The 5,932-nt window shown below is 71.6% G+C and carries 4 protein-coding genes and 1 pseudogene; 2 read left to right on the top strand and 3 right to left on the bottom strand.

Going from position 1 to position 5,932, the window contains the following annotated elements; genetic code table 11:
* The coding region (locus H5J33_RS20670; protein WP_181796410.1) for an aminoglycoside phosphotransferase family protein at positions 1–659 on the top strand (659 nt) is incomplete at its 5' end.
* A gap of 43 nt (positions 660–702) precedes the next feature.
* On the opposite strand, the gene H5J33_RS20665 is transcribed toward H5J33_RS20670, so the two are convergent.
* The 3 genes and pseudogenes from H5J33_RS20665 to H5J33_RS20655 form a co-directional block, all read right to left on the bottom strand.
* Positions 703–1,425, bottom strand: a complete 723-nt coding sequence (locus tag H5J33_RS20665) for a 3'-5' exonuclease (protein WP_181796409.1) — start codon at positions 1,423–1,425, stop codon at positions 703–705.
* Between the two features lie 101 nt (positions 1,426–1,526).
* Positions 1,527–2,765, bottom strand: coding sequence for an SAV2148 family HEPN domain-containing protein (locus H5J33_RS20660; RefSeq protein WP_181796408.1), 1,239 nt, complete (start codon positions 2,763–2,765; stop codon positions 1,527–1,529).
* Between the two features lie 143 nt (positions 2,766–2,908).
* A pseudogene (locus H5J33_RS20655) lies at positions 2,909–3,537 on the bottom strand (copper amine oxidase); the annotation flags it as partial.
* Between the two features lie 231 nt (positions 3,538–3,768).
* Between H5J33_RS20655 and glgX the strand changes: the two are divergent.
* Positions 3,769–5,880 (top strand): glycogen debranching protein GlgX, encoded by a 2,112-nt coding sequence (gene glgX, locus H5J33_RS20650; RefSeq protein ID WP_181796407.1) that lies wholly within the window; start codon positions 3,769–3,771, stop codon positions 5,878–5,880.
* Positions 5,881–5,932 lie beyond the last annotated feature (52 nt).

Raw genomic sequence — 5,932 nt, 5'->3', positions numbered from 1 at the left:
CGGCGGTGCGGGCGGCCGAGCCGAAGGCCCTGCTGGTGGACGGCCATCCGGTGACCGTGTGGCACCGGCTGCCGGATGCCGTACGGCCCGCCGAGCCAAAGGACCTGGCCGCGCTGCTGCGCATCGTGCACGCCCTCCCCTCTCCCCCGTTCGCGTTGCCGCCCCGCGATCTGCTGGGCGGTGTGGAGCGCTGGCTGCGCCTCGCGGGTGACGCGATCGACCGCGAGGACGCGGCCTATCTCCGGGCGCGCCGAGACGGCTTCGCGGCGCGGGCGGCGGCGCTGACGCCCCATCTGCCGCCGGGGCTGGTCCACGGCGACGCGCTGCCCCGCAATGTGCACGTCGGACCGGACGGGCCGGTCCTGGTCGACCTGGAGACCTTCTCCGCCGACCTGCGCGAGCACGACCTGGTGGTCATGGCGCTCTCCCGCGACCGCTACGGCCTGCCCGCCGAGGCGTACGACTCCTTCACCGCGGCCTACGGCTGGGACGTGCGCGAGTGGGACGGCTGCGGGGTGCTGCGCGGCGCCCGGGAGACGGCCAGCTGCGCGTGGGTGGCCCAGCACGCCCCGTCCAACCCCAAGGCCCTGGCCGAGTTCCGGCGCCGGGTCGCGTCCCTGCGGGACGGGGACGAGACGGTGCGGTGGTATCCGTTCTGACGGCACCTCGCGCCGACGGGGCACGGGCCACCGCGGCAACCGCTTACGCGGGCTGGTCCCCGGTCGGCTCGCGCAGCGGCCACGCGCCGTCGACCACCGCGTCCGTCTCGCCCTTGCGCCGCAGGAACGCCTGGAAGTCCGCCGCCCACTCGGCGTACCACCGGATCTGACGCCGGTGCAGTTCGGCGGGGCCGAGGGCGGCGATCTTGGGGTGGCGGTCGGCTATCGCGGAGGCGAGCCGGGCCGCGGCGAGGGCGTCGGCGGTGGCGTCGTGGGCCGTGCCCAGGACTATGCCGTACTCGGCGCAGACCGCCTCCAGGTTCCGTTTGCCCCGGCGGTAGCGGTCGGCCCAGCGGTCGATGGTGTACGGGTCGACGACCGGGGCGGGGGCGGCGCCGAGCCGGTCGGTCAGGGACGGCAGGCCGTACCGCCGCAGTTCGGCGGAGAGCAGGGTCAGGTCGAAGGCCGCGTTGTAGGCGACGACCGGGACGCCCGTCTTCCAGTACGACACCAGGACGTCCGCGATGGCGTCGGCCACCTGGTCGGCCGGGCGGCCCTCGGCCGCCGCGCGTGCGGTGCTGATGCCGTGGACCGCGACCGCGTCGGCCGGGATCTCCACGCCCGGATCGGCCAGCCACTCCCGGCGGCCCATGGGCTCACCGGCCCTGACCTCGATCACGGCACCGGTGACGATGCGCGCCCGACGCGGATCGGTCCCCGTCGTCTCCAGGTCGAAGCCGATCAGCAGCTCCTGGTGCCAGCCCATGGGCGGCCCCCCTTCTCGGTGGTGCTTTCCCCCAGTGCCTCCACCATCGCACGCGGCACTGACAATCCACCGTCGGCCTTGTGCCGCCCGGCGCCGGTGGGTCAGGACACCGGGCGCGAATCCGCCCAAGCCAGTTCGAATTCCTCGCGGTATGTCGGGAAAAGACCGGATTCTCCGGCGTCTTCGGGCGTGACCAGTCGGCTGCCGTTGCGCAGCACCAGGACCGGCGACTCCATCCCGCGCGCCCCGCGCAGATAGGACTGCACCACCGCGACGCCGTCCGCGCCGTCGCCGTCCACCAGGTAGGCGGTGAAGCGGGGCGTCTCGTCGTACACCTGGATCTCGAAGGCGCCCGGGTCGCGCAGCCGGGACCGCACCCGGCGCATGTGCAGGATGTTCATCTCCACCGAGCGGCTCAGTTCGCCCCGTTTCATCCCCAGTTCGCGCTCGCGGCGCTTGACCGAGCTGGAGGCCGGGTTGAGGAAGAGCAGCCGCACCCGGCAGCCGGACTCGGCGAGCCGGACCAGGCGGCGCCCGGAGAAGTTCTGCACCAGCAGGTTCAGGCCGATGCCGATGGCGTCGAGCCGGCGGGCGCCGCCGAAGATGTCCTCGGCCGGGAACCGGCGCAGCAGCCGCACCCGGTCGGGGTGGACCGCGACGACGTCCGCGTACCGGTCGCCGACCAGGTCCTCGACCGCGTCCACGGGCAGCCGGCGCGCCGAGGGCACGTCCCCGCCCGCGCCGAGCATCTCCAGCAGCCGGGCCGAGGCCCGCTCGGCCTGGCCGAGGACCGCCTCGGACAGGGCCCGGTTGCGGGAGACGACGTTGCGGGTCACCTCCAGCTCGTCCAGGGCGAGTTCGAGGTCCCGGCGCTCGTCGAAGTACGGCTCGAAGCACGGCCAGTGCTGCACCACCAGCTCGCGCAGCTGGGGCAGGGTGAGGAAGCTGAGGACGTTGTCGTCGGCCGGGTCGAGCAGATAGCCCTTGCGGCGGCTGACCTCGCGGACGGCGACCGCCCGCTGCACCCACTCCTGCCCGGCCGGGCCTGCCGCGGCCACCACCCACTCGTCGCCGTGGACGGGTTCGTAGACGGGCCGCAGCACGGCGGCCACGACCGCCCGCAGCCGCTGTTCGACGAGGTTCAGCCAGATGTAGGCCCGGCCGGCCCGCTGGGCGCGGGTGCGTACCTCGCGCCAGGCGTCGGCGTCCCAGTCCAGCTCCGGGCCGATGGACCCCGCGTCCATCGGCCGGGCCAGGGACACCGCGCCGGGCGGGACGTCTGCGGAGTTCCCCTCGTGACCCTCGTCACCAGGAGGCAGCTCCAGCCCTCCCGAGCCCACCCGTGCACCGCCTTCCGCTCCCGGGGCTTCCCATCTCAACGATCAAGGAAGCCTACTCCGCAAGCGGTCGGCGGTGCAGCCGGATGGACAGGTCGGTTTCCCGGCCGCTCGACTCAACTGCGCCATTCCCAGTGCCCGTTCTGTCATGCCGGCTCCTTGGGAGTGAGCGGATTCATAGCCGTGACGTCCCGTGGGCGACGGAGAAGCCCTGCCAGTGCACGGGCATGGGCTGCCGGTCCTCGTCCCGGGCTATGTGGTGGAAGCCGACGTTCACCCAGACCACGGGGTGGGTGAGGGTCCGGCCGTTCACCCACTTGTCGACGGACTTCGGGTGGCCCGTCGCGCACTTGGGGTTGTGGCCGGCGAACAGCTCGCACTTGTCGTACTGGGTGACGTACAGGTCGTGCTTGGTGAAGGGGCGGCCGGGGTACTTGGTGGTGGGTCCGGGGACCAGTTCGTACGAACGGGTGTGCCCGTCCTTGTTCTTGCCGGCCGCGCTGACCATCCGCCACCGGCGGTAGGTCTTGTAGTCGCCCGCAAACTCCTTGGTCTGCCCGGTGCGGGTGGTCTTGGCGGTCGGGCCCTCCTGCCGCCCGGAGGGCGCGCCGACGGTGGAGTCGTACTGCTCGGCCTTGGTCCCGGAGGAGCCGTCGAGGCCGAAGTCGAGCCGCCCGAGGACGTTGTGGCTGTGGCTGGTCGCGTAGTCCCCGGCGTTCTTGCCGACGGGCCGGCCGCGCCCGCCCCGGGCGTTGCAGTCCTCCCAGGAGAGGCTTTACCAGATGGCGGTGCGCTTTCTCGCGCACATCGTCCCCCTACTCCCCCCTTGGTCCCGGGAGTACGTTTTCTGCCCCGCTGGTTCGGCGCGTTGCGGGTACCAGAACCGCCGCACGCACTGGTCACCTCACGAGAGGCCGGGCGGGTGACGGGAGGTTGCCTCACTTTCGGACAACACTCGGGGCCGACGCGGCCCCGGGCGGACGGCACACCTGGGAGAGTCGTATCCATGCAGGTCTGGCCTGGAGAGGCGTATCCGCTCGGCGCCACCTACGACGGCGCCGGAACCAACTTCGCGGTCTTCACGGAGGCCGCGGACCGAGTAGAGCTGTGTCTGCTGCACGACGACGGCTCGGAGACGGCGGTGGAACTGCGCGAGAGCGACGCTTTCGTGCGGCACGCGTACCTGCCCGGCGTGATGCCGGGCCAGCGGTACGGGTTCCGGGTGCACGGCCCCTACGACCCCGGACGCGGGCTGCGCTGCAACTCCGCGAAGCTGCTGCTCGACCCGTACGCGAAGGCGGTCAGCGGGTCGGTCCGGTGGGGCGAGGAGGTGTACGGCTACCACTTCGGCGCGCCGGAGCGGCGCAACGACCTGGACTCGGCGCCGCACACCATGACGTCGGTGGTGATCAACCCGTACTTCGACTGGGGCGACGACCGCCCGCCGCGCACCGAGTACCACCACACGGTGATCTACGAGGCCCACGTCAAGGGCCTGACCATGCGTCACCCGGGGCTGCCCGAGGAGCTGCGCGGCACCTACGCGGGCCTCGCCCACCCGGCGGTCATCGAGCACCTGACCGAACTCGGGGTGACGGCGCTCGAACTGATGCCCGTCCACCAGTTCGTGAACGACCACCGGTTGGTCGACATGGGGCTGAACAACTACTGGGGCTACAACACGATCGGCTTCTTCGCCCCGCACAACGCGTACGCCTCCTGGGGCGACCGCGGCCAGCAGGTGCTGGAGTTCAAGTCGGCGGTCCGGGCGCTGCACGAGGCCGGGATCGAGGTCATCCTGGACGTGGTCTACAACCACACCGCCGAGGGCAACCATCTGGGTCCCACGCTGTCCTTCAAGGGCATCGACAACCCCTCGTACTACCGGCTCGCCGAGGACCCGCGCTACTACATGGACACCACGGGCACCGGGAACTCGCTGCTGATGCGGTCCCCCCACGTGCTCCAGCTGATCATGGACTCGCTGCGGTACTGGGTCACCGAGATGCACGTCGACGGCTTCCGCTTCGACCTGGCGGCCACCCTGGCCCGGCAGTTCCACGAGGTGGACCGGCTGTCGTCGTTCTTCGACCTGGTGCAGCAGGATCCCGTGGTCTCCCAGGTGAAGCTGATCGCCGAGCCGTGGGACGTGGGCGAGGGCGGCTACCAGGTGGGCAACTTCCCGCCGTTGTGGACCGAGTGGAACGGCAAGTACCGCGACACCGTCCGGGACCTGTGGCGGGGCGAGCCGCGCGCGCTGGCCGAGTTCGCCTCCCGGCTGACCGGCTCCTCCGACCTCTACCAGGACGACGGCCGCCGTCCGCTGGCCTCGATCAACTTCGTCACCTGCCACGACGGTTTCACCCTGCACGACCTGGTGGCGTACAACGACAAGCACAACGAGGCCAACGGCGAGGACAACCGGGACGGCGAGAGCCACAACCGGTCCTGGAACTGCGGGGTGGAGGGCGACACCGACGATCCCGGGGTGCTGCGGCTGCGCGCCCGGCAGATGCGGAACTTCATCGCCACGCTGATGCTGTCCCAGGGCGTGCCGATGATCAGCCACGGCGACGAGTTCGCGCGCACCCAGCGCGGCAACAACAACGCCTACTGCCAGGACAACGAGCTGTCGTGGATCGACTGGCAGGCGGACGACGGCGAGCTGCTGGAGTTCACGCGCGCGATGGTGTGGCTGCGCCGGGACCATCCCGTCCTGCGACGGCGCCGCTTCTTCCACGGCCGTCCGGTGGAGGGCACCCACGACGATCTGTCCGACATCGCCTGGTTCACTCCCGAAGGCGCCGAGATGACCCAGCGGGACTGGAACTCGGCGCAGGCCTCCGCGCTGACGGTGTTCCTCAACGGCAACGCCATCTCCGAGCCCGGTCCGCGCGGGGAGCGCATCACCGACGACTCCTTCCTGCTGATGTTCAACGCCTCCCCCGAGCCGCTGGACTTCGTGGTGCCGGTCGACCACGGCCGGCAGTGGCAGGTGGTGGTGGACACGGCCCGCCCGGACGGGGTCGAGCCGGGGACGGGCGAGAAGGTCGCGGCCGGCGACCGCCTCACCCTCCCGGACCGCAGCCTGACGGTGCTACAGCGGCCCGCGGAGTGAGGCATGGCCCCCTGCCGGGGCCACGCGCGTGCGGGGCGTCACAGGTCGGAGG

The organism is Streptomyces sp. WELS2, assembly GCF_013870595.1.
In the GTDB taxonomy this organism is placed as follows: Bacteria; Actinomycetota; Actinomycetes; order Streptomycetales; family Streptomycetaceae; genus Streptomyces.
The sequence above is the reverse complement of the archived record's forward strand: the minus strand, read 5'-3'. Positions and strand labels throughout refer to the sequence as shown.